Source organism: Mucilaginibacter rubeus, assembly GCF_003286415.2.
Classification (GTDB): domain Bacteria; phylum Bacteroidota; class Bacteroidia; order Sphingobacteriales; family Sphingobacteriaceae; genus Mucilaginibacter; species Mucilaginibacter rubeus_A.
This window is the reverse complement of sequence record NZ_CP043450.1, coordinates 2,044,489-2,071,233: the sequence shown is the minus strand read 5'-3', so window position 1 is coordinate 2,071,233 and position 26,745 is coordinate 2,044,489. Positions and strand designations below refer to the sequence as shown.

Here is a 26,745-nt window from a genome sequence, read left to right as displayed (position 1 = left end):
TTAGCATATTGCTTTGCCAATGAAAGCGAAACTTGTTGTAAATATTATAACATGGGCCTTATTGGGCCTTGGCTTTATAGTTTCCGGCATATCAAGCGCCAACGCAGAAACCTTTATTGTAACCAACCGGAACGATTCCGGCCCAGGTTCATTAAGGGAAGCGTTAAGTTTAGCCAACAATAACGGCGAAACTGAAACAGATTATATAACTTTTAATCTACCTGGCAATACCGTCGCAGATAAGACAATAACAATCCTATCAGCGTTGCCTCAGGTTAATACCCCTGTAATCATCGATGCATCTACACAACCCGGCGACCTGCTTTCTGCAAATGGGGCCAAAGTAATCATTGAAGCTGCAGGGCCTTTTTTTAATATCGACGGCACCCTGGCCTACCGAAGCGATTGTTTTTTTGTAAGCGATGGCGGCTCTATTTTTGAGTTATATGGGGTAATTATCAGGAACTTTAAATCGCGGGAGACATTTAATAAACTATCTTCCGGAGATGCTGTGTTTGCCGATGACGCGGCTGTCCGGATGGTTATCGGGGCACCCGGAAAAGGAAATGTATTTTATAATAACGGCGGGGCCATCGAGGCCCAGGGCATTACAAACTACATTATCCAATCAAATTTTATCGGCCTGCGGGAAGACGGTGTTCAATTTGGGGATAAGATCCAGATAGGCATAGCATTAACACCTGAAAAAAACTGTCTCATTGGCGGAGATAACCCTGATGAGGGAAATGTAGGTTTCGGCGATTTTGACTTCGGGAATATTTACGCCGGCATCAACCTGGTTATCAAAAACAATATATTCAATGCAAACCAAAAATTTCAGAGAAGCACCCCGGCGGAAGCCTTGATCAAAGATCAACATTTCCAGGTGTCCATATTCGCAAACTTACCAACCAACCCTCCCAACTCTTCGGAAATTGAACTTTCCGGCAACACATTCGGCTGCGGCCTTCAGGTTTCAAAATGTACAGGCATTAAGATGTCAATCTCCGGGAACTATTTTGGCACCTCTGCCGATCAAACCTCAAAATTACCGGTATACACTGCTGCGATAGACATCAACCAAACTACCGGAGCCATACTTATCGGCGGAGCAGATGTTCAACACGGAAATATTTTCACAGGTGGAGTGGCTGCCCCCGGGATTAAAGCCACCATACAAGCAGCAGCCAGCGACAAAATTGAATTATCGCATAACAGTTTCTTTTGTAATGAAAAACCCGCATTTTCATATACGGATAAAGGCCCCGGCCAAAAACCTCTTGAAGCACAAATTGCCTCAGTGACTGCAAATTCAGTAAACGGACAATCAAAACCCGACGCAAGGGTTGAACTGTTTTATACTGACGTTGACTGTACCGGCTGTGAACCCAAGGCCTTCCTGGGCACTGTAACGGCCAATAACTCGGGCGCATGGCAGTACATCGGCAATATAAAGCCGGGATATGGAATACTTGCTGGCGCAACGCTCGATCAGGTCAGTTCGGAGTTTACCAACATTGTGATATACGCAGATCAGATTTCGATAAAAAATGCAGGCTGCGCTACCGGCGGTTCAATATCAGGCGTAACAATAGTAAACGCTGATAATTTTGAATGGGTAAATGAGACGGGCGCAGTAGTTGGCAATCATCCCGATTTAAGCAATGTTCCAGCCGGGCGATATAGATTATTGGCAAAGCAGACGTTTTGTACAACTTACAGCCCTTATTTTAAAATTGAGAACATCCCTCCCCTTACTGTAGTCAATGGCTCCGGAACAGTCTTTAATGAGCAATGTGGTGAAAAAAACGGTCACATAGAAGGCATCAAAGTTGCAGACGGAACCGAACCTTACACTTATACATGGTCTGCTAACGCTAACCAAATACCCGGCTCATCTCCCGACTTAAACAATATTAGCGCCGGGACATACCAACTTATAGTTTCTGACGCAGGAGGATGCTCACTAAGCCCATTAACATACATAGTACAAAACGAAACCACGAATATCTCTCCGCCTGTAACCAAAGAGCTTGTGAATTGCAATGGGACAGTAACTATTGAAGTACAGCATCCTGTTTCCGGCTACGTGTATCGTCTTTATGATTCCCCAATGGGCGAATTCCCCTTGCAACAAAATGCTGATGGCAGGTTTGCATTACCCGCAGGAAGCAATGGCACCTATTACGTTGTTCAGGCTTTAGGAACATGCGAAAGCCTGAGATCGGCAGGCCTGATTACCGGCGTAACAGCGCAAAAATTAACCATACCAAACACGATAACACCCAACGGAGATGGAATAAACGACACATGGACCATCAGCGGACTTGAAAACTTCCCAAACGCGCTTGTACAGATCTTTAACCGTTACGGAGCAAAAGTTTTTGAGTCTATCGGACCGGCGCATTTATTTGACGGCACCAGTAAGGGTAAGCCTTTACCGGCAGGTGTTTATTACTTTGTTATCAGTCTATCAAAGGGATGCGATTTATTATCGGGCGATATAACTATTCTGAAGTGAAGTATAATGGCCCGCACAGATTGACACTGTTTATATTTATTTTTATGAAATGTTAGCATACTTTGAACAGTCAAAAAAAGGTGTGTTAAAAATTAATTCCTACTAAATGAGGACGATAGCGAAAAAATGAAAATTATGTTTTTAAGTTTACAATTAAACACTATCTTTGCAGCCTGTTAAATCAGAAACGCGGAAGTGGCGTAATTGGTAGCCGCACCAGACTTAGGATCTGGCGCTTCACGGCGTGGGGGTTCGAGTCCCTTCTTCCGCACAGAATGTAAAAAGCCTCTTTAAAGCAATTTAAAGAGGCTTTTTTTATGGCTTTATACTGCACATTGATCCAACTGTCTCTATAAATACAATCAGTAGGAAAAGCCATCTCTCAACACACAACCCAATTATAGGATTAAATAAAATTAAAATGCCGTGTCAATTTGTAGCTATTAAGCTTAATTGACACGGCATTTTGATTATAAGAAGTATTCCGACCCCAATCAGAAAATAATATTAAAACGCGTTCTTCTCGCCTTTAAACACGTTCCAAACGGTTAAGAATATGATTTTCATATCTAAAAGGAACGACCAATTTTCGAGATACCAAACATCGGCCTCAACACGCTCAAGCATAGCCTGGGTAGTTTGTGTTTCGCCCCTTAGGCCCGAAACCTGCGCCCAACCAGTAATACCTGGTTTAAGGAAATGTCTTACCATGAAAGTATCAATCAGCTGTGAATATTGCTGGGTATGGCTGATCATGTGCGGCCTTGGACCAACTATAGACATGTTACCCAATATCACGTTAAAGAATTGAGGTAATTCGTCGATACTGGTTTTACGAATAAAAGCCCCGGACTTGGTTATACGCGAATCACCGCGTGTGGCCTGTTTTTTATCCGAATCGTGATTAACCCGCATACTACGGAATTTATAGCATTTAAACGGCTTATTATCCCTTCCAGAACGTTCCTGCACAAAGAAAATAGGCCCTTTTGATTCGAGCTTAATAATAATGGCCAGGATCGGGAATAACCAGCTAAAAATAAACAGGATAACAAATATCGAAAAGCAGATATCAAACAAGCGTTTAATAGAGCGGTTCAACATGTTCTCCAAAGGCTCGGGCCTTACCGAAATGATGGGAATATGCCCAAAGCTTTGGATAAAGGTTGGTTTTTTTGCATAATCATAATACTCGGGCACAAACTTAAACCTGATCAGGTTTTTGTCGGCATCAAGCATGAGTTGCTCAATTTTTGTAGCCTCAGAGTTAGGAAGCGTACAAAATATTTCGTCAACCTTGTTATTAAGCACGTAGCTTATACAATCATTGGTACCACCCAAATAAAGGCTTTTATCCAATACGCTGTTTGAGCCGTCATCAAAAAAGCCAAGCAGGTTGTAACCACGCTCAGGGTTTTGCTTAAAAAAGCTGTACAAATCCGACCCAATGCGGCCGCCACCTATAATAATAACGGTACGTGTATCAATAAGGGTTGCACGGTCGCTTTTACGGATGCTGAGGAATATTAACTTCCACAAGCCGAGCAGGAACCCAAATAACGCCAGCGAATAAAAGAGGTATTCGCGTGTTATAAAATAAGCGTTGGTTCCAATTAATATAATGATAGTGAAGCAGATAAAGCTTACAAACAACAGGTAAGTTTTAATTACGCCCCGATAAGTTTTAATTGAATCTTTATTGAGTACATGTTCATACAAGCCGGTAATGTTTGCAGACAGGAGCCAAATCAAATTGAAAACCAGCACAATAGGTAGATATTTCCTGTTGTTAATCCAAAAAATGTATGAGCGGTCTTCGATGAAGTAAGAAATTACCATGCTCATATTAAGTATAATATAATCGATGGTAAGGTTCACTGCTTTAATAAAAGTAGCGTATCTGTGAATCATGTATATGGGCTTATGTAGTATGCAACCTGTTAAAATTACTATAATTATTCATAAATAACAATGTCATAATTAAATGGAGACACAGTTACGAATGTATTATTTTGACAGCCACAAAATTAGAAATTAAGAAATTTATTCAAAATGAATTCTCTGTTAAGAGTGAGAAAAAGTGAAATTTTATATGAAAAAATAATTGTATAAAAAACATTTACAACCGTCCGTTTACAACATCTTTGTTTAAAATGCCTTTTATATCGTAAATTATTGATGACGACGTATGTTTTAAAGCCAGATAGTCGATGTCATAAAACTCCTGGTGTGCCACAGCCATAACTATAGCGTCATAAGCACCGGTTAACTCATCGTAGTTTTTCAATGTAGAGATCCCGTATTCCCTTTTTACTTCTTCAGGATCGGCCCAGGGGTCATATATTTCGCAGGTTGCATCAAAACCATCAAAGCCTTTAATAATATCAATTACCCTGGTATTACGTACATCGGGGCAATTTTCCTTAAAGGTAAATCCAAGCACCAAGATCTTTGAGTTTTTAACCGAAATATCATTCTTAACCATCAGCTTAATAACCTCAAGCGCTACGTAAGTTCCCATGCCATCATTAAGCCTTCGGCCTGCCAGTATAATTTCGGGATGATAGCCCATTTGCTGTGCTTTTGCTGCAAGGTAATAGGGATCAACGCCTGTACAATGCCCGCCTACAAGACCGGGCTTAAAATTCAGAAAATTCCACTTTGTACCGGCGGCAGCCAATACCGCATGGGTATCAATATCCATGATATTGAATATTTTAGCCAGCTCATTTACAAATGCGATATTAATATCGCGTTGCGAATTTTCTATTACTTTACAAGCTTCGGCAACTTTAATAGCGGGTGCCTTGTGCGTTCCGGCAATTACTATTGACTGGTACAAGCCATCGATAAAATCGGCCGCTTCAGGCGTTGAGCCGGATGTTACTTTTAAAATATTGGTAAGGGTATGAACCTTATCGCCCGGATTTATGCGTTCCGGCGAGTACCCCGCAAAAAAATCGCTGTTATATAACAACCCCGACTCTTTTTGTAGAACAGGGACACAAACCTCTTCGGTTACCCCGGGATATACGGTAGATTCATAAATAACCACATCTCCCCTTTTCAATACGCTTGCTATCGACTTACTTGCCCTGACAAGCAGGCTCAGATCCGGCCGGTTATGCTGGTCCGTAGGGGTGGGAACAGAAACAATATAAACATTGCAGGAAGCAATATCCGCTAAATTTGAGGTAAACGTAAGCCCATTGCCTTGCTCCTTTAAAGCTAAAACTGCAGATAGTTCTTCAGTGCCGGTTTCAAGGGTACGGTCAAAAGCATTGCTCAGCTCGTCAACCCGGCTTTGTTTGATATCAAAACCTTTTACGGGATATTTTTTTGCAAATTCAACTGCAAGAGGCAGCCCAACGTAACCAAGGCCAATTATTGCAATATGGATATTTGCAGGAGCCAGGAATGTATTGGTGATCGGGTTCGATTGATCAGACATTTATTTAGTACGGTAGAAGATTATAGACACCGGTAAAGTTAACTAAATATTATCAGAATCGGTTATTCCCAATCTAAAGGCCAAACAACCAAAGCTATCTAAAACCGGGTTTATGCGCTATAGATCTGGTAAACACCGGATATTGATCTTTCTTCGGCAGAACCCACCAACAGCGTAGTGATCTTTTTTTCAAGCATTAGCTGTTCGGCGTAACCTACAAACTCCTCTTCGTCAATTATAACCGGGTTCACGGTCATAATTTCGGGGATAGATAGAGTTGTAGTATCCGGGTGCTTAAGTAAGGCCCTCCTGAGATCGCCATCTGTCACTACTCCGTTTATCCGGGACGCGTCACCTACCATAACCATACCCAACCTGCCTTCCGACATGCGTAATAACAGATCCATAAACGAGGCATCTTCATTGATAAAAGGTAGTTTATCGATGCGCATCAGGTCTCTAACTTTTACCAGCAATTTACGCCCCAAACTACCTCCGGGATGAAAACGGGCAAAATCATGCTGCTTAAAGTTGCGGGACTCCATAAGGGCAATGGCCAAAGCATCGCCCATAACTAAAGCCGCTGTAGTTGATGACGTAGGCGCAAGTTCGAGCGGGCAAGCCTCCCGCTCAATTCTTATATTCAAATGATAGTTGCAGTTTTTGGCAACTGTTGAAGCCGAATTACCGGTGATGCCTATCATTACATTCTTGTTCCACTTTAAATATGGTATAAGCTTGAGCACCTCATCGGTTTCACCCGAATAGGAAATCAGCAAAACGGCGTCATTGGAACTAACCATACCCAAATCTCCGTGAAATGCTTCCCCCGGGTGCAAAAAGAAACTTGGCGTACCGGTGCTGGCCAATGTAGCCGCTATCTTTTTACCAATAAGACCGGATTTACCAATGCCAATAACTACAAGCTTACCGGTTGATTGAAGAATTGCATCAACAGCCGCCGCAAAAGTATCGTCAATTAAACCGGCCACATGCTGCAGCGATTCAATTTCAATATCAAAAACCCTTTTCGCAATATCTTTCATAGATCCGGATACTCAAACAAAAATTACCCAATCAACGGAATTATAGTTTTCTCAAGGTCATGAAGCTTAACCATGTTTGGGCCATCACTCAGGGCATTATCAGGATCGGGATGGGCTTCCATGAAATATCCGTCGGCACCAAAGGCTTTGGCAGCAAGGGCCATCATCGGTACAAAAGTACGGTCGCCGCCGGTTTTGCCACCTGCACCACCCGGACGTTGTACCGAGTGTGTACAATCCATACAAACCGGATGACCGAATGCCTTCATATCATAAATATTCCTGAAATCGACAGCTAAGTTATTATAACCGTACATGTTACCGCGCTCGGTTAATATTACCTGGTTGTTGCCTGCTTCAATAAGTTTTTGAGCAGGGTAAAACATATCATGCCCTGAAAGGAACTGGGCCTTTTTTACGTTAACTATTTTACCGGTTTCAGCAGCAGCAACCAAAAGATCTGTCTGGCGGCATAAAAATGCCGGGATCTGCAATATATCAGCAACTTCGGCAACAATAGCTGCCTGAAATGGCTCGTGAATATCTGTTGTAACTGGCAAACCAAAACGCTGCTTAACATTCATCAGCATTTCCATACCTTTTTCTAAACCCGGCCCGCGATAAGAGTGAATTGATGTACGGTTGGCTTTATCAAATGATGATTTAAAGATCACCGGCACATTATACTTCTGCCCTATTTCGGCAACCTTTTCGGCAACTGTATATAGTAACTCCTGGTTTTCCATTACACAAGGACCCAGAATAAAGAACGGCTTTTGGCTTATTTGTTCAAACAGCATATTGTAAGGATATATTATCTGCTACAAAGATGATGATTTTTTTGAGAATCATACAGGAGGGGTATTTACACCCTGGGCAAACGTATGTAAACAGGGTTAACACAACTTAACACTTTTCAAATACAACAGCCATAAGATATTCATAACCAGTATTTTATTTTTTTTACAGGGTTAACATTAAGCTGATGTTTTTCTGAGAAACTAAACATGTCCATCTGTATGTAATTATTATCGAAAAAAATATCATGAAAACTTGCGTAAGTGATTGCTTACATATAAATTTGTAAGCAATCACTTACATATTAATATCATTTCAGATGAGACGAGACGTTTTTCAGGCCATTGCCGATCCAACCCGCAGAGATATCATTAACCTGATAGCGTTTAAGCCCATGAACCTGAATGCAATAGCAGATAATTTTGATGTGAGCCGTCCGGCCATATCGCAGCATATAAAAATCCTGACCGAATGCGGCCTCATCGCCATTAAAAAACAAGGCCGCGAAAGATATTGCGAGCCACGGTTGAAACAGCTTAATGAAGTAGCCCAATGGGTGGAACGTTACCGTAAGGTTTGGGAAGAAAAATTTGACGCCCTTGACACTCTGCTTGAAGAATTAAAAAACAATGATAAACCTTTAAAATAATCAATTATGACAAAGCAATTCTGGATCAACCTGCCTGTAAAGGATGTAAATGTATCAAAAGAGTTTTTCAGCAAACTCGGCTTCCGGTTTAATTCGCAATTTGGGAACGGCCCAAATTCTGCAGCTATGCAAGTTGGCGAAAAAGACGTTATCGTTATGCTTTTTGATGAAGCTACCTTTAAGGGCTTTGTCGAAAACTGCGGTCTTGCGGATACCACAAAAGGAGTTGAAGTCCTGCTCTCTATCGATGCGGAAAGCAAGGAGGAGGTTGACCAACTGGCACAAAAAGCCGTTGATGCTGGCGGCAAAAGCAACCACAAACCCCGCGAGATGGACGGCTGGATGTACGGATGCCTGTTTACCGATCCTGATGGCCACAGTTGGAATGTACTGCACATGGACATGAGCAAAATGCCCAAAGGATAAAAAATCAATTTGTCGCTATCGCCCTCTTATCTCGTCGTTTTTGCACCCTATTAACCCCTGATGATGCCGGTAACTTTGAGATATCAAAAGCAACAAATTTTAACCAATAAAAACAAAAACCAATGGCAACATTTAAAGCAACCCAGAAAGTAACTCCTTTTTTATGGTTTAACGGCAACCTTGAGGAGGCTTTGAAATTTTACACTTCGGTATTTAAAAATTCAGAAAGTGAAGTAAGTTCCCTTACCGACCCAGGCAACGGCCGTAAAATGTTAGTAGGTACATTCCGGATAGAAGATCAGGAGTTTTTAGCTTTGGACGGCGGACCGATGTTCAATTTTTCGCCGGCTACTTCATTTTACATTAACTGCAAAAACCAGGAAGAAATTGACTACCTGTGGGAGGCTTTGCCTGCCAACGGCGGCAAAACCAATCAATGCGGCTGGCTTGACGATAAATTTGGCGTTACCTGGCAAATTGTTCCGGAAGTGATGAGCGAATTACTTTACAACAACGAAAATCCTGAAAAAGCAAAAAGGGTTATGGCTGCCATGATGCAGATGACCAAAATGGATATCAAGCTTTTGCAGGAAGCTTATGACAATGATTAACCAATCACCTAAATAAAAAACACAATGATCACCACAAAAAATCAAACCGGCATTAAGGCCGAACCAGGCAAACAGGAGCTTTTTATAACCCGCGAATTTGAAGCTCCACGCGAACTTGTTTTCAGGGCGTTTACAGATCCTGACCTTATTGTAAGATGGCTGGGCCCGCGCGACCTTAAAATGCGCATAGACAAATATGACTGTCGCAGTGGAGGCGCTTACCGCTACATTCACACCGACCCGGCCGGTAACGATTATGGTTTTCATGGGGTGATACATGACGTAACAGCTCTGGAGCGCATTATCCAAACATTTGAGTTTGAAGGCTTGCCAGAAAGCGGCCATGTAATCCTTGAAACAACCCGGTTTGAGGCCTTGCCCGATAACCGCACAAGGGTAACCGTCCAATCCGTTTTTCAATCTGTAGCCGATCGTGATGGTATGCTGCAATCAGGTATGGAACGCGGCGTTAATGATTCGCACCTGCGTTTGGATGAGCTTTTTGAAGCGGGAGAAATAAAGTAATGTACACTATATCATATGTTAACCTGATCAGCTTTATTTCAGAATAAAAGCAATCAGGTTAACATTTTTTATTCCTGATCCTGAAACTCATAAGTCACATAAGGGTCAATAAAGATCCTATTCTAACAAACCGTTGAATAGTACCATTCCCGGTGCAAATTGATCCTTAACTTTGGCGGCTTCTTATGAATCAAAAAACACGCACAAACCCTCCGGGCTTTGGCTGGGCGGTATTAACTACCAGTCTGGCTTTTGTCGTAGCCCAGCTTGATGTTTCCATCGTCAATATCGCTTTACCTGAAATAGCCAAAGCATATCACGCCGGCATCAGCACATTGCAATGGGTAATTGATTCCTATACACTTGCTTTTGCCGTGCTAATGCTATCGGCAGGTAGTCTTAGCGACCTTTTAGGATCAAAAAGGATATTCCAGATAGGCCTGATCATTTTCGGTATTGCATCGGCGGGTTGCGGGTTGGCACCAGACGCGCTTACGCTTATTATTTTCAGAATTGCGCAGGGTATCGGCGCGGCCATGATGATCCCAAGTTCACTCGCGCTACTTAATCATCAGTTTGCCCATACACCACAACTCCGCACCCGCGCCGTAGGCTTATGGACAGCAGCAGGAAGTGCCGCCCTTGCCGCAGGGCCAACCATTGGCGGCTTACTGATAGCATTTAGCAGCTGGCGGTATATTTTTATCGTTAATATTCCCATTTGCATTATTGGTTATATCCTGAGTTTCAAAATGGAGCAAACAGCCAAAACAAACAAAAAAAGCTTTGACCTTGCAGGGCAATTTACCTGGATGCTATCGGTAACCACATTAATCAGCGTAATTATCGAAGTACCAAGACTTGGATTCAATAATGTAATGATCTGGGGCGGATTGATATTAAGTTTAGTACTACTCGGTGTTTTCTTATGGATCGAGCACAAAGTTGCTCACCCCATGTTACCTTTCCATTTGTTTAAGTCGGGAAAATTCAACTCACTTTTAGTACTGGGGGCTGTTTTAAACGGCTCTTATTATGGCACTGTTTTTATCCTAAGTCTGTATTTGCAAAAAGTACTTAATTACCCTTCACTTACTGCCGGTTTTGCATTCCTGCCGCTCACCATAGGTTTTGTTATATCCAACGTTATCAGCAGCCGGGTAATTAATCGTTACGGTATCCAAAAACCTATAATTATTGGGCTCACTATGTTTGCAGCCGGATTTGCCGGTTTATTCATAGCTCACGAACATACCCCCTATCTACAATTATTTCTGCCTTTCCTGGTCATTCCGATGGGAATGGGTCTTGCTGTGCCGGCTATGATTAACGGTATCTTATCAAGCGTAGATAAAACCCTGTCGGGTACGGCCTCAGCCATATTAAATACAGCAAGGCAAACAGCCGGAGCCATAGGAGTAGCCGTTTTTGGCGCTATGGCAGCCGGGGGATCGACGGCAATTTTAGGTGCAGTATCCAAAAGCGCTGCGATATCTATCTGCTTGACAGCCATAGCCATGTTTTTGGTAACAAGAGGGTTGAGAAAAACAAATACGATAAAATAGCCTCAACATAAAAAAGCCGGTAAAATATTTACCGGCTTTGAATATTTCTTAGCGCAACCTACTACTTATACCGCAACTTCTGCTGCTAAAATAACGGCCGCCTCTTGTTTTTGGTGCGAAGCCCTTGCCCTGATAAAAAGAACCAGCGTAATAACAGCTAATATCGCAAAGGATAAATAAGCGGTTCCTAATAACTGTTGATTTTTAATAGCCATGAGGTTCACGATTCCGTAGCTAAAAAATGAAGTTACGATATAAAGCGACCCACCGGTTACACCGCTTGCAATACCCGCGTTTTTAGAGAAACGCCCTAAACAGTAAGCAAATATGTTATTGAATATAAAGCCCGACAAAAGATGAACTAAGGCAGTGAATGCCATCAGGGTAAATAAATTTGTTTTAACCCCTGCTGTGAAGACCATTAGAGCGGCAAAGCCTAACTGTAAAGCAAGCGCTACTGATACCTTTTTAACAAGCGGCTTTTTAATAAGCGTTTTAGAAATGATCCCACCTGCCATAAGTGATACTCCCGAAAGCAGCGAACAATACCCCGTTACCACAGGCGAAAAATGAAACACGTGTTCGATTATAAAAGGACTACTCATGCCGTACACTACCAGCATAGCGTAACTTAAGGAAATCAGGATCAGGCCTAAAGAAAAATCAAAGGTTTTAATGGTAGAAACATAAACCTGCAAAATACTTTTTGCCTTAAACGGATGATAATTTTTCAGCGATTCGCCACCGTACATGAGTTCCAAAACCAGGAGCGACAGCGTAGCTATCCCGAGGAAAAGGAAATTTGATTGCCAGCCAAAGGCAGCTTCGAGATAGCCGCCAATAAATGGCGCTACAATGGGTGCTGTAGCCCAGATGATAGAAAAAAGACTGGTGTAATGCTTCAACTGTTCGCCGGAGTACATATCTACAAAGTATGCCCTTTTCCCTACTACTATAAGCGCGACCGTAATACCCTGCAAAACACGCATAGCATAAATAATGTTAATATTATGAGAAACCGCTATGGTGAAACTCGCCAGCGCGAATACCAACAGAGAAATTGTACCGATACGATAGCGGCCAAAGCTATCAAGCAAACTACCTACAAACAGCTGACTAACGCCCGAACTGATCATAAAAGCGATAAGCGAAAGCTGAACGGCCGAATTATTTACAGCCAGTTCACGCGCCATTGACGGCAAAGAGGGTATATAGATATCAGTGGCAAAGCCCGAAAGCGGGATCAGCGCGAACGCTAAAACAGTACTGATGCCCCTGTGATGTTCCTTTATAAGTTTCATAACTGAGTGTTAAAATTTGATTAAAATCAAAGCTTGTTAATTGTGTATTTCTTTATTACCGGCAAACAAAAGTAGACCAAACAGTTTATTAAATAAAACTATTTAGTCTACTTTTAACGATAATTACATTGCTATGTCAATCATTAATTTAGTAGCTGTATTAACACGAACTTTAATAAAATCAGTGTAAAAAAATCAAGCAGAAACAGTATTCCCCTCTAATTAAATAATACACAACAGACTATTTTACAGAACATTACAACAAAACAAACTCCCAATATCATTTAAGCAGATAATTACATCACTTTACTTTTTTAAACCATTTAGTCTATATTTGCACAATAAATAATTGAAAATGAACAAAGGCGAGCAAAAAAGGCAATTCATAATTGAGCAGGCGGCCATTTTATTTAATGAGAGGGGAATTGCCGGAACATCTGTTGATGATGTTCTTGAGGTTGCTAATACCAGCAAGGGGTGCTTTTATGGTCATTTTGAAAGCAAGGATGAGCTGGCGCAAGCCGCTGTTGACTACCTTTTGGGCAGGTTAAACGACCGCAGGAACAACACTATAAATAAACATAAAACCGCTATCGCGAAAATCGGCGCGGTTTTGAATAATAGTAAAAACCCGCTTAACAGTTATATTGAAGGCGGTTGCCCTATCGTAAACTTTTCTACAGAAACTGATGATACTAATCCTGCCATCAAAAGCAAGATAAAGGAAATGGTTACTACAGCCATAACTACCATTACCAATGTTATTAAAGAAGGGATTAAAAACGGCGAGCTTTCAAATGCCATAAACCCCAGCGAATTTGCTACACGGATGATGCTTTCGATAGAGGGGGGCAACGCCATGTGCAGGGTACTAAACAGCACCAAGCCCATGCAGATCATGATCAAAAGCCTAAAGGCTGAACTGGCATCATACGCTCTTGAAAAAGCCTAAACACATTATGGCTTTGCGATGGCATCATTAATCAGCTGTTCGGCCTGAACAGTTCCCGGCCCGGGTGCATCAAAGCTGAGCATTTTGCCATCTTTATCAATAAGTATATACTTTGGAATAGCATTAGCCACGTAAGCCTGGGCCACTGTGCCTTCGTTATCATAAAGTTGCAACCAGTCGGGCTTTTCTTCTTTGAGGGCGTTCCTCCACTCCTTTTCTCCGTCGTGCACAGCAATACTTACAAAAGCTACCTGCTTATTAGTTTTAAACTTGTCGCTTAGTTTTTTATATGCAGGCATTTCCTGACGACATGGCCCGCACCAACTGGCCCAAAGATCAATATAGATAACTTTTCCTTTAAAATCGGACAGGTTAAAAACCTTGCCCTGGTCACTGGGTAAAGTAAAGGCCGGAGCAGGTTTTCCAATTTGTATCTGCATTAACTGCTGCTTCTTTTCGATAAAATTATTGGCAAGGTTCTTCTTTAAAACAGGGCTGCTAATTGCATTGATAAATGTCTGCATTTCCTTTTGAGTTGCAATTAACTGCTCTATAGAATTAGATCCACCTATTCTCTTTTCAACAAAACGGTTAAGATAAAAGTCCCTGACTTTTCCGGTAAAAAGTTGTTTGATTTTTTCAAGGGTATAACCGGGCTTCTTTACAGATGCCGAATCGCGCAACAAATCCAGGCGTTGTTCACAAGCATAATAAAGCGGCAATACCCATGATTTATAATCTTCTGATACTAAATACTCATCATGTGATACCCCATTTACAAATGCCGGTGGCGTATTTTTCGTTACCAGTTCCCGCGCCTGCGCCGCGTTATATTTAACCAAATCAAGATGCTGAAGCAGCATGTAAAAGCTCATGCTTTGATTATCCAGTTCAATTATTTTCTTAAATGTATTGAGATATTTATCTCCCATTGCGGGTTCCTTAAATACTACATTTAATACTGAATCTTCCAGCGTTTTTGATTTTTTAAGGAACTGTATCAATTCATCTGTCTTCAAATCAAACCATGCGGTCTTATCATCCCGTACCGCTATGATCGAATCCATTTTCACCCGGTATTGGCTGCTTTGGGCACCAAGTCCGGTAATCTTTTTAGTTTTTGACAGGCTGGTATAATCAGAGGCATCCCCGGTAATCCGGAGGTCATAGCCCGGAGCCACATAGATACGATTGATCTGCGTATTATTTTGCTGAATACTGGTGCGCTGCGGCTTAGCTATCTTATAAGTTTTCAAATAAAATTCGCCCGCGGCATTAAGCCTGATTGTATCGATAAGAAGTTTTCCGTTAACGTCCTCAAAAAAGATCTTCAGCATCTTTTCGGCAGAATTGGTAAGCTTTCCCTGTATAATAAGCGGCTGAGCTGTGGTTTGGGCCACTCCCTTACTAATACAATAAAATGAAAGCAGGAGCAGGATTATTTTTTTCATAGATGTAATTGGCAGGTTTAAACAAATATATACTTCATCGGGTGATTTTACTAAGAGTTAAAGATTTAGTCTGCTTAATATCCAACCCAATGATGCAGTTCTACTGCATTAGCTTCGAAATGAAAAATGTATCCGAATCAACTTCTAAAACATAAAAAAATCAAAAATTACAGTAAAATGCTAAATCGATTTAATTATATTAGTCGAACCAATTTTATGATTTAAACATACAGGTAAAACCAACCTGAGCCATCACCAATAAACCAATTAAATCTGCATGAAACGTTTGCTACTTTCAATTTTATCAGCTGCAATTCTACTTTTAGCGCACAATAGCAATGCCCGACCGGTTCAGCCACCGGATGAACGGACACGGAACGCGCAATGGATCTCCATGCCTGCTATAACCGGGAACGAATATGGTGTTTACTACTTCCGCAAAAACATTGAGCTCACTAATAAACCGGCAAAGTTTATTGTCAATGTATCGGCCGATAACCGATATAAGCTTTATGTAAATGGCACATTAGTATCGCTCGGACCGGCCCGCGGTGATACCTTTTACTGGAACTATGAAACTGTCGACCTTGCACCGTATCTCGTAGCCGGTAAAAATACGGTGGCTGCTTTAGTATGGAATGAGGCACAATATCGTCCTGAAGCACAGATCAGCGTACGAACAGCATTCATTATTCAAGGCAGCACTGCTGCCGAAGAAGTCCTGAATACCAATAATACCTGGAAAAGCATGCAGGACAGAGGGTATCAACCTATCTGGGGCTATTTTGCCGCAAGCACCGGGGAGATGGTGGATATGAATAAATCAATCATGAACTGGTATGCGCCAGATTTTGATGATAGTAGCTGGCCTAAAGCGGCTAACCTTTTTGGCGGACAATTGAAAGGGCAATGGGATGGTTTCGGATGGCAATTGGTGCCTTCATCAATTCCACAACGGGAGTTGGTCTATGAACGGATCCCTACCGTACGTAAAGCCACCGGAATGGATATCCCCCAAACTTTCCCCGGCACCAAAGCACCATTGACCATTCCTGCTAACACTACGATTACTATGCTGCTTGATCAAGTCCATCTTACCAATGCTTACCCTACTATAAACTTCAGCGGAGGAAAAGATGCCGGCATCTCCATAAGCTATGCAGAATCGCTTTTTGATAATTTAAGCAAATACAAAATGCGGAAAGGTAACCGTAATGATGTGGATGGGAAAGATTTTTCGGGCAGAAAGGATAGTCTGATCTCCAATGGCGACAAAGGACAATCATACACTACGCTCAATTTCCGCACTTTTCGTTACATCCGTTTAATTATTCATACCCAAAACGAACCCTTGGTTATCAACGATCTGTATGGCACCTTCACAGGATATCCATTTAAGCAAACTGCCGTTTTCAATACCGATAACAAGGAGATAAAACAAATCCTTGATATTGGCTGGCGCACCGCCCGGTTAAACGCCGTTGAAACTTATACCGATTGCCCGTATTACGAACAGCTACAATACATCGGTGATACCCGTATCCAGGCCATGATTTCTTACTATTACAGTGGCGACGACCGCCTGGCCCGCAACGCCATTAACCTGATGGACCATTCGCGTTTGGCCGAAGGTGTTACGCAAAGCCGCTACCCTACTCATGATACCCAAATTATTTCAACCTTTTCGTTATGGTACATAGGCATGCTACATGATTACTGGATGTACCGCGGCGACAGCACTTTTATTAAAGATAAACTGGAGGGCGAAAGAGCGGTATTAAAATTCTTCAGTCAATATCAGCAAGCCGATGGTTCATTAAAAAATACCCCGTACTGGACATTTGTGGATTGGGCCAGCGGTAAAAACTGGGAAATTGGATCACCGCCCAAAGGCACAGATGGTAGTTCGGCCATAATTGACCTGCAGCTATTGTGGGCCTACCAATGGGCTGCCGCAATGGAAGCCAAGATGGGATTGTCTGATTATGCCGCTTTGTACAACAAACAGGCTGCTAAGCTTAAACAAACCATTCAACGTAAATATTGGGACCCGGCGAAAATGCTTTACGCCGATACCAAAGACAAAGACCATTTTTCACAACATGCTAATTCCTTAGCGATACTTACCGACGTGGTAAAAAATACAGATCTCCCCGCATTGTCTAAAAGATTATTGAGCGACACCTCCTTAACCCAATGCACCATTTATTTTAAATATTACCTGCACCAAGCGTTGGTAAAAGGCGGTTTGGGTGATGACTATATGAACTGGCTGGATATCTGGCGCGAAAACATCAAAATGGGGCTAACCACCTGGGCCGAATATTCAGATCTTAAATACAGCCGTTCGGACTGCCATGCCTGGGGCAGTAGTCCCAACATCGAATTTTTCAGAACAGTTTTAGGCATCGATAGCTATTCGCCGGGATTTAGTAAGATAAAGATTGAGCCACATCTGGGAACAATAACCAAAGTAAGCGGCGAGATCCCTCACCCTAACGGAAAGGTTGCAGTGAGTTACGCTCTGGAAAACAACAAGTGGAGAATAAAGATCAATTTACCGCAGCGCACATCCGGTATTTTTGTATGGAGGTCAAAAACATACATGCTTAAAGGCGGTGAGAATGTGATGGTTATTTAAGAAAATCTCCGATCGTCATTGCGAGGAACGAAGCAATCCCCGATTAGCAGGTTCGCCCTGTATAGTTCGCGATTGCTTCGTACAGCAATGACGATTTTTAAAAGTTGTAATCAAAGACTTACGAAGTTTTAATTCATCAAATGCCGTTCATCCTGCCGTAATATCATCTGTTCCCTGGCACTTAGCAGTACCATGATAAACAGTCCGAGTAAAATGCAAACCACAACACCAAAATTGGCTGTCAGTATGCTTGAACTCACATTCCTTTGCCCGCTTTGCAGCAAGCGGCTACTTTCGCCAACCTGTATAGCTATCAGCTGATCGAGTGATTTAAGCGCCTGGGTAAAAACATACTCCGCGTTATTTTCGTCCGCTTCCTGCTTTCTAAGGTTATTCAATTGAATGCGGAAAGCCTTCCACTTTGCCGATTCTTCTTTCGTTAATTGAGTAGCTTCATATTTTTTCGCCAGTGCTTCTATAGCGGCATAATTACTACTGATTTTAGCCTGGGCATCCGGGGCCGATGCCGCTGCAGTCAGTTTATTTTCATAAAGCTTGTTGCTTATTTCGTGCACAAAAGTAGCCGGCAGCAACCGATCATTCATAATGGAAGTCAGCGTTTTATCTAACGCTCTTACATTGTCACGGCCATTCCAGTTAGCCAATAAAAGCATGGCTGTGAGCACAGCTAAGGCCAAGACCAATCTTGCCTTATTTTTTATAATAAAAGCCCGTGTCATAACAGTAAATTTTTAATAAAGATAATAAAAGGATGCCCGGTTACAGAAAACCTATCCTCGGCAAGTGTATCACTTACGCCTGCTAATATATGGTTCTTTTAAAATTAATCAATCTTTTAAACCGGACGACGAACCCCTGATCTGGAGATTGGTTTTAAGAATTATAGAATGCGAAGCTGTGCTAACTCCTTTTGTATTAAGTTTTTTGAGCAAAACTGTGATCACATTATCAGCAATTTCATCAACCGGCTGAGCAATAGCGGTTACCGGCGGCGAGTACAGCTTAAAAACGTCATAATCATCAAAGGAGATAACTGCCATATCATCAGGTACTTTTACACCCAGCGTACTAAATATCTTTAATCCGCACGTGCCCACATGGTTGGTGCCAAAAACTACCGCGTCGAGGTCTTTATGCTTTTTGAAAAAGGCTGTCATTGGCTTAATGATCATTTCCTCGTCCTGGTTAAAAACTATTTCTTTAACTACTGGTGTAAAACGGCTCTCCTTCAGCGCATCCTTATACCCCTGTACACGGGCCATCATTTGTGTTTGCGAGGAAGCAAATGTAACAAAGGCTATATTTTTATAACCCTGCTGTATTAAATGTCGAGTGGCGTTATAGGTGCTGAAAAGGTTATCAATTTCAACATAATCGGTATTTACTTTAGGTAGATGCCTGTCGAACATCACCACCGGTAAACCATCTTTAAGCAGTTGTTCTACATCATCTTCAATACCCTCTGGCGGGGCGATAATATAACCATCCACATGTCTGTCACGAAACATATTGATGAGTTCCTTGGTTTTTTGGGTATCGTTGTCGGTACTGCAATAAATTATCTTGTAGCCATTTTTATAAGCCCTATCCTCAATAAGCCGGGCAATGCTGGCAAAAAATGGGTTTGAAATATCCTCAACCATTAAACCAATGGTATTTGACTTACCGGTGCGCAAACTTTTAGCCAGCGAGTTAGGTTTATAACCTACCTCTTCAACGTATTTGGTAACGCGCTCCACCAGGTCCTCACCTATCCGCTTTTCTTTGGCCCGGCCATTCAGTATAAATGATACTGTGGTTTTAGAAACCTTTAATTCATTGGCTATATCAACAATCGATAGTTTTTTCACTCGGCTAAAAATTGGCTAAAATCAAATATAAAATATAATAGCTCAATAACCATAGATTATTGAGCTATTATTGGCCAAAATATAAAAATAAATCGATTAAGCTACTTTGATTATACACCTTGCTTGTTAAGCTTCGGATAACTGATACCGAATAAAAATATCACCGTATAACAAATGATAGGCAGGTAATAAGCTGTAGCTACATTATGATTAGCGATTAAGCCCATAATAGGCGGAAATAACCCGCCCCCGACAACGCCCATTACAATAAATGAGGATGCGTTTTGGGTTTGCGCGCCTAAATTTTTCAACCCAAGACTGAATATGGTCGGGAACATAATACTAAAAAAGAAGTTGATAAACAGCAATGCAACAAACGAAACCACGCCAAAACCTTGCGCCACAATGATACACATCAGGATATTGCCCAGCGCAAATATCGACAGCAATTTATTGGGCGCTATGTAACGCATCAGGAAGGTGCCAATAAAACGGCCGACCATCATCATCACCATACTTAACGAAAAATAATAACCAGCATGCTCATCTGTCAGGTGCATGATCTCATGGCCGTAGTTAATGAAAAATGCCCATGTACCGCCTTGGGCAGCTACGTTAAACAACTGAGCTATAGCAGCAAAAACAAAATGCTTTTTCTTGAACAGGCTCTCCTGAACGTGTCCCTCACCGGCAACAGCGTATGAATCTGTAGCCACTACATGCGGATCCTGCAATGGCGGAACTTTTAAAAATGAAAATGCTACGCCCACTAATGCTATCACCGCGCCTATTACAATATACAGATGCTTTACCGATATCAGGTCGTTGGAATGTTCCTGCCCTCCTTTTAAAACAAAATAGCCGCCCAACAACGGACCAATCACACCGCCCACGCCATTGAAGGCTTGAGAGAAATTGATACGTTGATCGCTGGTACGCTGATCACCAAGCGAGGCAACAAAGGGATGGGCCACAGTTTCCAGTGTCGCCAGGCCACAGGCAAGTACAAATAACGCGATCCGGAAGAAGTCAAACGATTTAGCATCGGCCGCCGGAACAAAAAGGAATGCGCCTGCAGCATAAAGTCCGAGACCTAAAAGCACGCCATTTTTATAGCCGAATTTTTTCATGAACATACCAGCCGGGATACCCATTACGGCATATGCGCCAAATAATGATAGCTGCACATAAGCAGAGCGCGACTTGGAAACGTGCAAAACATTCTGAAAGTGCTTGTTCAAAGTATCGCCGAGGGTCATGGCTATCCCCCAGAGCATAAATAACGAGGTAACAAAAATAAGTACAACAAGGAACTTACGTTCGGTAAATTTAGGTTTGGTATCCATTGTGCAGGTTTGTGTGTTAATTGGACCGGTAAATTAGTTTAAAACTTCAATGTACCAAAGGCTTATTATTTATTTTCTACCCTTAGCGGGTTATTATAGGGTTCAACCAATAATTTCAGATGATCCTTCCCCAGTAACGTAGCATCAAATTCTATCCTGATATCCTTTGATTCGCCTTTCATGAGCGAAAAATAATTATCATTCATAATGGCCGGTAAGATCTGCTCACCGGTACTTGCTTTAGTTGCCTGCACACGAATAGCAAAAGCAGCCGCCTTTGATAATAATGGGTTGCTGATCTTAGCATCTACATAGTATTTGCCATTTATTTGTTTTGTAGCGGATGATACTTTCAGATTAACTTTTGGCAATTGATTAAGGGCGGTGAAATCTGTGCGTTTATTACCTCTCCAGTAAAAATTATCTGATACCAGTTTCCCGCTTTTATCCACCAACTTCAGTTTGATAAAATGAACATCGGTAAGGCCGCTGCTTTTAGGTGCTCCACCGTACACCTCAAAATCCCAAAGCGAATATCCCCAACCCGAGCCGCGCTGTAAACCGTACATGCGCACGTACCGGCCTTTTACCTCATCAAAAGTGATTTGCTGCACGCCGACATGGCCGTCGCCATTTTCGTAAACATCTTTCCAGCTCTTGGCATCATCAGATACCTGGATCTTGAAAGCTTTGCCGTAAGCCTCTTCCCAGTTCAATTTTGCGCCATTTATCTCCTGCTCCTTGCCAAGATCAATATAAATCCATTCGGCATCGTTGGAGTTACTGGCCCACCTGCTGCCTGAATTACCATCCGTTACAGAACCAGCCTCGCCCATAGTAGTTGATGAAGCAAAAGCAGGTTTATTCAACGCCAGGTTTTCACGGTTATCTGCAAAAGCTATCGTAAAGCAGTTTAGGGCAGTATTTGATGGAGCATCAATAGTTTTTGACAGACTATATTGTTTTACGACCTGCCCGTCGCTGTTATAAACATCGGCGTAAGCTGTCAGAGCATTTTCGTCGTTACGGGTTGTGTTGATTACCTTGATAGCGTTATTTACCGGATTCCATTGAATATGCAATGGCTCGCAAGCTTTTTTTGCTCCCCAGTAGGCACCGGTTAAATCATAATAGTAATCATAGGTTTGCCACACCAACGATGGGTAAGCCGACTGGCTCATCCAGGTCATGATGCCGGAAGCATCCTCCCAGATGTTATCTTCCCAGCCCTCGTACATGGCTTTATTGGTTTCGATGTTCAGTAACTGGGCTTTACGGCAATAATCTTCAATACCCGAAGCTGCACCGTAACGATTTTTAATGCCATCATCGTACCTGTCGGGCCCGGCATTGCCTGCCGATGGGCCAAAGAAGTGCATATTCCACATCTCGTTTCGAGGCCACCATTTATCCTTCGGCATAAATTTTTTAAAGCTATCGAAATTGGTAAATACCGCGGTACCTATCTCAGTCCGCAAACCCCAACCCTGGTTACCACCAAAACCGTTAGGAAAACGACTAAAGTACCAGCGCGGATCAAAGTTAGTCCAAGGGCCGCTGCCTGTCAGGTTACCGGCATGAGAATTCGGCTGATAATACCTATCATTTCCATCGTAAGCGCTGATATCCTCCCGGAGCCAATTATTAAGCGGCGGCAAAGGTTCACCCTCATTATCACCGCACCAAATGGCAATTGAAGGGTGATTCCTGAACCGTTTTATTTTTTCGATGGCATTGGCGTTAAATGTATTTACATCATTAGGGAGGTTAGGGATAGAATTAAGCCAGAAATCATCCCAAACCATAATGCCGTATTTATCACAGGCGTCATAAAATTCTTCATCGGTAGTAGATCCTATCCAGTTACGGATGATGTTAAAGTTCATCTCTTTGTGGAGGCGGACCTTGGTATCATACTCAGCGCCACGACAACGCAACATGTATTCGGCCATGCCCCAGTTGCCACCTTTTAAAAACACTTTTGTACCGTTCACATATAAATGCAAAACATGACCAACGGTATCGTAGCTGTACTTTTTAACACCGAATTTGATCTGTTTAGTATCAGAAATATCATCACCAAGCTTTAGGCTTAAGTTACAAGTGTACAGGTTGGCATCGCCGTAACCATTTGGCCACCATAACTTGGGGCCATTAATTATCAACTGCGAAAAATGCTTAGGATCGATCCTGATCTCTGCGTTACTATTAGCCCCGACAAATACCTTTTGCGTAAACTGAATATTCCCCGGATTAATAACGCCTGTTAACACGCCCGTTTGAAAAGCATCAGTACTATTTTTTACCCCGAGGGAAACAGATACTTCGGCACGGGCGGTAGTTGGCACATCCGTGCGGATCCAGGGATCATTGATGGTAAGGCTTCCGGTATTGGTCAGGTATACATCATCGGTAATGCCACTGTTGAGGCCGGGCACATAAGGCATCCAATCCCAGCTGGCGCTGGGGATATAAGTTGGGCTTGCGTAATTTACCAAGGGATTTAGCGGACAATAAACCAGAACGGCTAATGTATTGGCACCGGTTTTACTAACCAGTTTAGTTACATCATACATGCCGCGTTGCATAAAACCATCCAAACTGCCAATCTTTTTTCCGTTAAGGTAGATCTCGGCTTTACGATTTATCCCCTTAAAGTTGAGCCAGATCTTTTGTTTGGTGAAATTGTCGGGGACATTAAATTCTGTGCTATACCAGAAGTTACGATCGTATTTCTTTTTATCAACCTTGTAGATATTATCACCAAAATTGGGATCTTTCTCCAATCCGGCAGCTACGTATGATGAGAATACGGTACCGGGAACAATGGCTTTTACCCAATCTGCAGCCGCGTAGCCGTTCTTGTAGATATCAAGGCTATCGGCTCCCAGATCAGTCTGCGCCTTTACTTTCCAGGTTATTTGTTTGTTGGTATTGTTCAGGTAAAATATCTCCTGGGCCGATGTTGCGTTGAACAACAGTAGCATGGAGGCTATGAGTAAGAATAGTTCTTTTAATTTGTAAATTTTGATCATAAAATCGTTTTAGCGAGTATATATTTAAAAGGCGTCATTGCGAGGCACGAAGCAATCCCCGATTTGCAGATCGGCTCTGTATCGTTTGGGATTGCTTCGTTCCTCGCAATGACGGTTTTCATTATTCTTCTTATTTCTTTCTACTGAGATTTCGAAAGCGAAAACGGCCTGTCTTCAGGCGCTATCCCGCGGTTCAAGGCTGGTTTATTGCCCATTTCAAAATGCAATACGCCACCATTCATGATATCTGTCTGGGTGATCCAGTTGTGCGTATATGGCTTGCCATTTAGCGTAGCCGATTGGATATACACATTCTCTTTGCTGTTATTATTAGCCTCAATCACGAACTTTTTGCCATTTTCCAAAGCGATGGTCATCTTTTTAAACAGCGGACTACCAATCACATATTGATCGGTACCGGGGCAAACGCTGTAAAACCCTGCCGCGCTTAACACAAACCATGACGACATCTGGCCTTCATCCTCATCGCCGGGGTAACCGTTTTCACTTGCATTGTACATCTTGTCCATCACATCGCGTAAATGTTGCTGGGCTTTCCATGGCTGGCCGGCGTAGTTATACATATAAAGCAAATGATGGATGGGCTCGTTGCCCTGCGCATATTGTCCCATTTTAAATTCGGCCATCTCCGTCATTTCGTGAATTACCTGGCCGTATCCTCCTACTTTAATGGTTCCCGGTTCTGTAAATACCGAATCGATCTTTGCAGTAAAGTTCTTTTCCCCGCCCATCAGGTTGATCAATCCCTGTGTATCATGAAAAACCGACCAGGTCCAGTGCCAGGCATTCCCTTCGGTGTAAGGGCCGCCCCAATCCATAGGATCAAAAGGCTCTATCCAGTTACCCTGTGCATCTTTCGAGCGCATGAACCGTGTTTTGGTGTCGAACAGATTTTTATAATTGTACATCTGCCTTGCAAAAACATCTTTGTAAAACTTATTACCGGTGAGCTTTGCCAGCTGGTAACCGCAAAAATCGTCGTAAGCAAATTCCAACGTCCAGGCGGTTGAACCAAGGGTTTGTGGGGTAAATGGCACGTAGCCATTGGCATAATATTCCTTCCAGCCCGGGCGACCATTAGCACTCCCCCATGGGCCTTTGTTGGTTGCTTCGTGGTAGTAAGCTTCAAGGGCTTTCTTAGGATCAAAAGTGCGAATCCCTTTTACCCATGCATCCGTCAACAAAGAAATAGAATGATTCCCGAGCATCCCCCCGGTTTCGGCCGGGAATGACCAAGCCGGTAGCCAGCCGCACTGCTGTTGTGCATCAAGTAATGCCTGTACTAACTGACCTTCCATTTTAGGATGCAGTACTGTATTTAAAGGAAACTGGGCGCGGAAAGTATCCCAAAAACCATTATCGGTATACATATAACCATCATGTATCTTGCCATCATAAGGGCTATAATAATATGGCTTACCATCTTTTCCATACTCAAAAAACTGGTGCGAAAACAAATTGGCATGGTACATACAGGAATAAAAAGTAGCTTTTTGATCTTCGGTACCACCCTCAACAGCCATGCGGCCAAGCAGTTGGTTCCACACTTTATCCGCCGCTTTATGGGTATCATCAAATGATTTGAACTTGCCCAATTCGGTATTTAGCGTAAGTTCAGCTTGTTCGGGACTGATATAGGACGAGGCTACTTTGGCCTGTACGGTTTCACCATCTTTAAATTGGATATAAGCCCCAACACCCTCTCCCTCCGCTGTTTCGCTTTTTGCTGCTATGGTGTTCTTTTTATTTTCCCAGGTGCCATAACCGGTAAACGGCTTGTCAAAAACAATAACAAAGTAATTCCTGAAATCCTTGGGGGCCCAGCGGCAATTATTCACGTAGCCGGTTATTTTCCGTTCAGATGGAATGATCTTTACTTCACTCATTTTGGTGTAGCCATCCAACACAAGGTATGAGGCTTTAGCTTTCGGGAATGAGAACCGCAAATGCGCCCCTCTTTCTGTCGGTGACATTTCGGCGGTGATGTTGTTATCAAGCTTTACTTTGTAGTAGCTGGGCTGGGCAATCTCGTTATCGTGACTAAATGATGCCGCTCTTTCATCTTCATTGACAACCAATTTACCGGCGACCGGCATCAGCGAAAACACTGCGTAGTCATTAACCCATGAGCTGCATTGATGTGACTGCTGAAAACCGCGGATGGTATGCTCAAAATACTGATACTTCCATCCATCACCATTTTTACCCGTCTGTGCCGTCCAGGTGTTCATGCCGAAAGGCAGCGAGGTAGCCGGATAGGTATTGCCGTACGAAAACTCATACTTGGTATTGGTACCCTGCCGGGTATTCACATACTTTACAAGATTAGCCTCCTGTGCAAGCAGGTTTCCGGTATAAGCAAGCGCAGCGGCGCAAACAAGCGAACGTATTTTCATTGGTTTATAATGGTATCAGGACTTGGTAATTGAAGAAAACCATCCCTGAACAAAATTAATAATTAAATCGATTTAGCAAAGTAACATTTTAAATAAGGTCATTAAAGAAAAAGTCTCCCTGAAAGCTCATTTAAAATAT

The 26,745-nt window shown here is 42.5% G+C and carries 19 protein-coding genes and 1 tRNA gene; 9 read left to right on the top strand and 11 right to left on the bottom strand.

The window, feature by feature from the left end; translation table 11 throughout:
- Positions 1 to 19: 19 nt before the first annotated feature.
- Together DEO27_RS08505 and DEO27_RS08500 are read left to right on the top strand one after the other, a co-directional pair.
- Positions 20 to 2,521 carry a gliding motility-associated C-terminal domain-containing protein gene (locus tag DEO27_RS08505; protein WP_112570476.1) on the top strand — a complete coding sequence of 834 codons (2,502 nt, stop codon included), beginning with the start codon at positions 20 to 22 and terminating at the stop codon, positions 2,519 to 2,521.
- Between the two features lie 189 nt (positions 2,522 to 2,710).
- Positions 2,711 to 2,792 (top strand) — tRNA-Leu (locus tag DEO27_RS08500).
- 236 nt (positions 2,793 to 3,028) lie between these two features.
- Here DEO27_RS08500 and DEO27_RS08495 read toward each other — a convergent pair.
- The 4 genes from DEO27_RS08495 to kdsA form a co-directional block, all read right to left on the bottom strand.
- Positions 3,029 to 4,432: an undecaprenyl-phosphate glucose phosphotransferase gene (locus tag DEO27_RS08495; protein WP_112570474.1), complete on the bottom strand. Its 1,404-nt coding sequence runs from the start codon at positions 4,430 to 4,432 to the stop codon at positions 3,029 to 3,031.
- A gap of 208 nt (positions 4,433 to 4,640) precedes the next feature.
- Complete coding sequence (locus DEO27_RS08490; protein ID WP_112570472.1) at positions 4,641 to 5,972, bottom strand: nucleotide sugar dehydrogenase; 1,332 nt, start codon at positions 5,970 to 5,972, stop codon at positions 4,641 to 4,643.
- A gap of 110 nt (positions 5,973 to 6,082) precedes the next feature.
- Entirely contained in the window at positions 6,083 to 7,018 is a 936-nt protein-coding gene (locus tag DEO27_RS08485; RefSeq protein WP_112570470.1) for an SIS domain-containing protein, read from the bottom strand.
- A 23-nt stretch (positions 7,019 to 7,041) separates the two neighbouring features.
- Positions 7,042 to 7,818, bottom strand: coding sequence for a 3-deoxy-8-phosphooctulonate synthase (gene kdsA, locus DEO27_RS08480; RefSeq protein WP_112570468.1), 777 nt, complete (start codon positions 7,816 to 7,818; stop codon positions 7,042 to 7,044).
- Between the two features lie 317 nt (positions 7,819 to 8,135).
- On the opposite strand from kdsA, the gene DEO27_RS08475 reads away from it, so the two are divergent.
- The 5 genes from DEO27_RS08475 to DEO27_RS08455 all read left to right on the top strand — a co-directional run bounded on the left by DEO27_RS08475 (position 8,136) and on the right by DEO27_RS08455 (position 11,592).
- Positions 8,136 to 8,465 carry an ArsR/SmtB family transcription factor gene (locus DEO27_RS08475; protein WP_112570466.1) on the top strand — a complete coding sequence of 110 codons (330 nt, stop codon included), beginning with the start codon at positions 8,136 to 8,138 and terminating at the stop codon, positions 8,463 to 8,465.
- 6 nt (positions 8,466 to 8,471) lie between these two features.
- Entirely contained in the window at positions 8,472 to 8,891 is a 420-nt protein-coding gene (locus tag DEO27_RS08470) for a VOC family protein (RefSeq protein WP_112570464.1), read from the top strand.
- A 122-nt stretch (positions 8,892 to 9,013) separates the two neighbouring features.
- Positions 9,014 to 9,502, top strand: a complete 489-nt coding sequence (locus tag DEO27_RS08465; RefSeq protein ID WP_112570463.1) for a VOC family protein — start codon at positions 9,014 to 9,016, stop codon at positions 9,500 to 9,502.
- A 24-nt stretch (positions 9,503 to 9,526) separates the two neighbouring features.
- Positions 9,527 to 10,027, top strand: a complete 501-nt coding sequence (locus tag DEO27_RS08460) for an SRPBCC family protein (protein WP_112570461.1) — start codon at positions 9,527 to 9,529, stop codon at positions 10,025 to 10,027.
- A gap of 185 nt (positions 10,028 to 10,212) precedes the next feature.
- Complete coding sequence (locus tag DEO27_RS08455) at positions 10,213 to 11,592, top strand: MFS transporter (protein WP_112570459.1); 1,380 nt, start codon at positions 10,213 to 10,215, stop codon at positions 11,590 to 11,592.
- 65 nt (positions 11,593 to 11,657) lie between these two features.
- Here DEO27_RS08455 and DEO27_RS08450 read toward each other — a convergent pair whose 3' ends face one another.
- Positions 11,658 to 12,893 carry an MFS transporter gene (locus DEO27_RS08450; RefSeq protein ID WP_112570457.1) on the bottom strand — a complete coding sequence of 412 codons (1,236 nt, stop codon included), beginning with the start codon at positions 12,891 to 12,893 and terminating at the stop codon, positions 11,658 to 11,660.
- A 355-nt stretch (positions 12,894 to 13,248) separates the two neighbouring features.
- On the opposite strand from DEO27_RS08450, the gene DEO27_RS08445 reads away from it, so the two are divergent.
- Entirely contained in the window at positions 13,249 to 13,845 is a 597-nt protein-coding gene (locus tag DEO27_RS08445) for a TetR/AcrR family transcriptional regulator (RefSeq protein ID WP_112570455.1), read from the top strand.
- A gap of 5 nt (positions 13,846 to 13,850) precedes the next feature.
- On the opposite strand, the gene DEO27_RS08440 is transcribed toward DEO27_RS08445, so the two are convergent.
- Positions 13,851 to 15,296 (bottom strand): TlpA family protein disulfide reductase, encoded by a 1,446-nt coding sequence (locus tag DEO27_RS08440; RefSeq protein ID WP_112570453.1) that lies wholly within the window; start codon positions 15,294 to 15,296, stop codon positions 13,851 to 13,853.
- Between the two features lie 277 nt (positions 15,297 to 15,573).
- Between DEO27_RS08440 and DEO27_RS08435 the strand changes: the two genes are divergently transcribed.
- On the top strand, positions 15,574 to 17,937 hold the full coding sequence (locus tag DEO27_RS08435) for an alpha-L-rhamnosidase C-terminal domain-containing protein (protein ID WP_112570451.1): 2,364 nt from the start codon (positions 15,574 to 15,576) through the stop codon (positions 17,935 to 17,937).
- A 128-nt stretch (positions 17,938 to 18,065) separates the two neighbouring features.
- On the opposite strand, the gene DEO27_RS08430 is transcribed toward DEO27_RS08435, so the two are convergent.
- The 5 genes from DEO27_RS08430 to DEO27_RS08410 all read right to left on the bottom strand — a co-directional run bounded on the left by DEO27_RS08430 (position 18,066) and on the right by DEO27_RS08410 (position 26,606).
- Positions 18,066 to 18,677, bottom strand: coding sequence for an MCP four helix bundle domain-containing protein (locus DEO27_RS08430; protein ID WP_112570449.1), 612 nt, complete (start codon positions 18,675 to 18,677; stop codon positions 18,066 to 18,068).
- Between the two features lie 108 nt (positions 18,678 to 18,785).
- A complete protein-coding gene (locus DEO27_RS08425; RefSeq protein WP_112570447.1) occupies positions 18,786 to 19,808 on the bottom strand; it encodes a LacI family DNA-binding transcriptional regulator in 1,023 nt (340 codons plus the stop codon).
- A 110-nt stretch (positions 19,809 to 19,918) separates the two neighbouring features.
- Complete coding sequence (gene fucP, locus DEO27_RS08420) at positions 19,919 to 21,154, bottom strand: L-fucose:H+ symporter permease (protein ID WP_112570445.1); 1,236 nt, start codon at positions 21,152 to 21,154, stop codon at positions 19,919 to 19,921.
- 65 nt (positions 21,155 to 21,219) lie between these two features.
- On the bottom strand, positions 21,220 to 24,189 hold the full coding sequence (locus tag DEO27_RS08415) for a discoidin domain-containing protein (protein WP_112570443.1): 2,970 nt from the start codon (positions 24,187 to 24,189) through the stop codon (positions 21,220 to 21,222).
- Positions 24,190 to 24,329: 140 nt separating this feature from the next.
- Entirely contained in the window at positions 24,330 to 26,606 is a 2,277-nt protein-coding gene (locus DEO27_RS08410) for a GH92 family glycosyl hydrolase (protein WP_112570441.1), read from the bottom strand.
- Positions 26,607 to 26,745: the final 139 nt, after the last annotated feature.

What these genes read in the sequence shown, in the direction of transcription:
- DEO27_RS08505 (WP_112570476.1), top strand. Translation starts at nt 20, where the DNA reads ATGAAAGCGAAACTTGTTGTAAATATTATAACATGGGCCTTATTGGGC.
- DEO27_RS08495 (WP_112570474.1), bottom strand. Translation starts at nt 4,432, where the DNA reads ATGATTCACAGATACGCTACTTTTATTAAAGCAGTGAACCTTACCATC.
- DEO27_RS08490 (WP_112570472.1), bottom strand. Translation starts at nt 5,972, where the DNA reads ATGTCTGATCAATCGAACCCGATCACCAATACATTCCTGGCTCCTGCA.
- DEO27_RS08485 (WP_112570470.1), bottom strand. Translation starts at nt 7,018, where the DNA reads ATGAAAGATATTGCGAAAAGGGTTTTTGATATTGAAATTGAATCGCTG.
- kdsA (WP_112570468.1), bottom strand. Translation starts at nt 7,818, where the DNA reads ATGCTGTTTGAACAAATAAGCCAAAAGCCGTTCTTTATTCTGGGTCCT.
- DEO27_RS08475 (WP_112570466.1), top strand. Translation starts at nt 8,136, where the DNA reads ATGAGACGAGACGTTTTTCAGGCCATTGCCGATCCAACCCGCAGAGAT.
- DEO27_RS08470 (WP_112570464.1), top strand. Translation starts at nt 8,472, where the DNA reads ATGACAAAGCAATTCTGGATCAACCTGCCTGTAAAGGATGTAAATGTA.
- DEO27_RS08465 (WP_112570463.1), top strand. Translation starts at nt 9,014, where the DNA reads ATGGCAACATTTAAAGCAACCCAGAAAGTAACTCCTTTTTTATGGTTT.
- DEO27_RS08460 (WP_112570461.1), top strand. Translation starts at nt 9,527, where the DNA reads ATGATCACCACAAAAAATCAAACCGGCATTAAGGCCGAACCAGGCAAA.
- DEO27_RS08455 (WP_112570459.1), top strand. Translation starts at nt 10,213, where the DNA reads ATGAATCAAAAAACACGCACAAACCCTCCGGGCTTTGGCTGGGCGGTA.
- DEO27_RS08450 (WP_112570457.1), bottom strand. Translation starts at nt 12,893, where the DNA reads ATGAAACTTATAAAGGAACATCACAGGGGCATCAGTACTGTTTTAGCG.
- DEO27_RS08445 (WP_112570455.1), top strand. Translation starts at nt 13,249, where the DNA reads ATGAACAAAGGCGAGCAAAAAAGGCAATTCATAATTGAGCAGGCGGCC.
- DEO27_RS08440 (WP_112570453.1), bottom strand. Translation starts at nt 15,296, where the DNA reads ATGAAAAAAATAATCCTGCTCCTGCTTTCATTTTATTGTATTAGTAAG.
- DEO27_RS08435 (WP_112570451.1), top strand. Translation starts at nt 15,574, where the DNA reads ATGAAACGTTTGCTACTTTCAATTTTATCAGCTGCAATTCTACTTTTA.
- DEO27_RS08430 (WP_112570449.1), bottom strand. Translation starts at nt 18,677, where the DNA reads ATGACACGGGCTTTTATTATAAAAAATAAGGCAAGATTGGTCTTGGCC.
- fucP (WP_112570445.1), bottom strand. Translation starts at nt 21,154, where the DNA reads ATGGATACCAAACCTAAATTTACCGAACGTAAGTTCCTTGTTGTACTT.
- DEO27_RS08415 (WP_112570443.1), bottom strand. Translation starts at nt 24,189, where the DNA reads ATGATCAAAATTTACAAATTAAAAGAACTATTCTTACTCATAGCCTCC.
- DEO27_RS08410 (WP_112570441.1), bottom strand. Translation starts at nt 26,606, where the DNA reads ATGAAAATACGTTCGCTTGTTTGCGCCGCTGCGCTTGCTTATACCGGA.